Source organism: Streptomyces sp. NPDC001985, from assembly GCF_040296845.1.
Classification (GTDB): Bacteria; Actinomycetota; Actinomycetes; order Streptomycetales; family Streptomycetaceae; genus Streptomyces.
Genome location: NZ_JBEOYB010000170.1, coordinates 1 through 3,520, shown reverse-complemented (window position 1 = coordinate 3,520; position 3,520 = coordinate 1). Strand labels below are relative to the sequence as shown.

General features: G+C 74.7%; 1 protein-coding gene. It reads left to right on the top strand.

The features are described from left to right. Positions 1-3,520, top strand: a 3,520-nt coding sequence (locus ABT122_RS33345) for a condensation domain-containing protein (protein WP_351559904.1), incomplete at both ends; no start/stop codon positions are given.

The following is a 3,520-nucleotide window of genomic DNA, read 5'->3' as shown; positions in this document are numbered from 1 at the left end:
TGATGGGGCATCCGGCGGTGGCGCAGGCGGTGGTGACGGTCCGGGAGGACCGGCCGGGGGACCAGCGCCTCGTGGCGTACGTCCAGACCACGGACGTCCAGAGCACGGACCCCCAGACCGCTGATCTCCAGACCGCTGATCTCCAGCCCACCGATCTCCAGAGCACGGACCTCCAGAGCACGGACCTCCGGACCACCGGCCTCCAGACCGGAGATGCCCAGCCCGCGGGCCCCCGGCCCCCCGACTCGCGGGCCGACGACAGCGACCGGGTCGCCGAGTGGCGGCAGATCCACGATGCCTGGCACTCCCGCGCGGCCGACGGCGGCATCCCGCTCGGACAGGACTTCTCCGGCTGGAACAGCAGCTACGACGACACCCCCATCCCGGTCGACGAGATGCGGGAGTGGCGGGACGCGACCGTCGAGCGCATCCGGGAGCACGCCCCCCGCCGGGTCCTGGAGATCGGTGTCGGATCGGGCCTGATCCTCGCCGGAGTGGCCCCCGGCTGCGCCGAGTACTGGGGTACGGACCTGTCCGCGCACTCCATCGGCCGGCTGCGCTCGACCGTGGGCGCCGTCGACGGGCTCGCCGGCCGGGTGACCCTGAGAGCGCAGCCCGCGGACGACTTCACCGGCATTCCCGAAGGGCACTTCGACACCGTTGTCCTCAACTCCGTCGTGCAGTACTTCCCCAGCCCCGGCTATCTCGCCCGGGTGCTCGCCGGGGCCCTGGAGCGGCTGGCGCCCGGCGGCCGGATCTTCGTCGGCGATGTGCGCAACAGCCGGCTCCAGCGCACCTTCCAGACCGCTGTCCAACTGCTGCGCGCGCCCGGTGCCCAGGACGGCGCGGCCGTGCTGCGCGCGGTCGGGCACCGCCTCGACCAGGAGAAGGAGCTGCTGGTCGACCCGCGCTTCTTCCTCGCGCTGCGCGCCTCACGCACGGACATCGGCGGGGTGGACATCCGGCTCAAGCGCGCCACCGCCCACAACGAGCTGTCCCGCCACCGTTACGACGCCGTTCTGCACAAGCTCCCGGCCGTCGCCGCCGTACTCCCCGAGCCGCGCCGGCTGACCTGGGAGGAGCTGACCGAGGGCACCGCGCGGGAGAACGCCGCGACCGCCGGTCTCGGCCGGCTGGCCGGGCTGCTCGCCGAGGGCACGGCGCCGCTGCTGGTCCGGGGTGTGCCCAATGGGCGGGTCGCCGCCGAGACCGCGGCCGCGCGGGCCCTCGCGGAGGGCGCGGCCCCGGCCGTGGCGGCCGGACTCCTCGGCGCGCCCCGGCCCGGAGCGGCCGACCCCGAGGCGCTGTACGCACTCGCCGGGGAGCACGGGCTGCGGGCCGCCGTCACCTGGGCGCCGGAGGGCACGGACGACCGGGTCGATGTCCTCTTCACGGCGGAGGCGCCCCCGGCGGAGGCGCCCCCGGCGGGGGCTCCGGAATCCGGCGTACCGGCGCCTCTGTGCGTCGCGCCCGCCGACGAGGCCCCCGGCGCCCCCGAGCGGTACGCGACCGCCCCCACCGCGACCGGCGCGACCACGGCGCCCGGCGGCCCCGCCGCGACCGCCGAGTCCGTACCCCTGCCGGAGAGCCTGCGCGCCCGGATCGCCGCCACCCTCCCCGCGTACATGACTCCCTCGCTCTTCGTGGTGCTGCCCGCCCTGCCGCTCACCCCCAACGGCAAGGTCGACCGGGCCGCGCTGCCCGCCCCCGATCTGCCCGCCCTCCAGGGGGCGCGGGAGCCGATGACGCCCCGGGAGGAGATCATGTGCGGTCTCTTCGCCGAGGTGCTGGGCATCGACCGCTGCGGTCGGGACGATGACTTCTTCGAGCTGGGCGGGCACTCCCTGCTCGCCACCCGGCTGATCAACCGCATCCGTTCCGTCTTCGGCGTCGACCTCGGCATCCACATCGTCTTCGACCACTCGACGGTCGCGGGCCTGGTGCCGCAGCTCGCCGACGGCGACACCCCGTACACCCCGCTGGAGCCCCGGCCGCGACCCGGGGTGCTGCCGCTCTCCTTCGCCCAGCAGCGGCTCTGGTTCATCAACCGGATGGCTCCGCGCTCCGCCACGTACAACATGCCGCTCGCGCTGGCGCTGACGGGCGCGCTGGACCGGACCGCGCTCGCCGGGGCGATCACCGATGTCGTACACCGGCACGAGACGCTGCGCACGGTCTTCCCCGAGGCCGACGGGGTGCCCCGGCAGCACATCCTGCCGGCGGACGAGGCGGCCGTCGGACTCACCGTCCACCAGGTGGCCGGGCTGAGCCCCGGGGAGACCGAGGACCGGCTGCACGAGGCCGCCCGGATTCCGTTCCGGCTGGACACCGAACCCCCGCTGCGCGCCGACCTGTTCGCGCGCGGGCCGCGGGAGCACGTACTGCTGCTGACGCTGCACCACATAGCGGCCGACGGCTGGTCCACCGCGCCGCTCGCCCGTGATCTGCTCACCGCCTACCAGGCACGCTGCCAGGGCGGTGCGCCCGACTGGGAGCCGCTGCCCGTCCAGTACGCCGACTACACGCTCTGGCAGCGGGACCGCTTCGGCGCGGGCGTGCGGACGGACGAGGACAATCCGGAGCTGGCCTACTGGCGCACGGCGCTGGAGGGGCTGCCCGAGCTGCTGCCGCTCCCCACCGACCGGCCCCGCCCCCGGATGTCCACCCACCGGGGCGACCTGGTGCGGTTCGGCTGGGACGCCGCGCTGCACGAGCGGCTGACCGCGCTGGCGCGCACCCACAACGCGACCCTCTTCATGGTCGTCCACGCCACCCTCGCCGCCCTGCTCACCCGGCTCGGCGCGGGCACGGACATCCCCGTCGGCAGTGTGGTCGCGGGCCGCCGGGACTCGGCGCTCAACGATCTCGTCGGCTTCTTCGTCAGCACGCTGGTGCTGCGCGCCGACACCTCGGGCGATCCGACCTTCGAGGAGCTGCTCGCCCGGGTGCGCACCGCCGACCTGGACGGATACGCCCACCAGGACACGCCCTTCGAGCAGTTGGTGGAGACGCTCAACCCGGTGCGCTCACCGAGCCACCACCCCCTCTTCCAGGTCGGCGTCGGGCTCCAGGACGACCCGGCGGGGAACTTCCGGCTCCCGGGTCTGGAGGTCGCCACCCGGCTGCTCGGGACGGGCTCCGCGCGCTTCGATCTCTTCTTCAACCTGGTGGAGCGGCGGGACGAGGACGGCCGTCCCGCCGGGGTCGCCGGTGAGCTGGAGTACAGCACCGACCTCTTCGACGCGTCGACCGTGACGGGTCTCGTCGAGCGCTGGGCCCGGCTGCTGGACGCGGTCACCGCCGACCCGGCCCGCCGGATCGCCTCCGTCGATCTGATGGCGCCCGGTGAGCGGGCCGCCCTGGAGCGCCGCGGCGACGGCGGGGCCGCCGGCCGGACCGGCGCCGACACCCTCCCCGGACTCCTGGAGTCCGTGGTGGGGTTGGTGCCGGGGGCTGTGGCTGTGGAGTGTGCTGGGGTTGGTGTGTCTTATGGGGTGGTGAATGCGCGGGTGAATCGGCT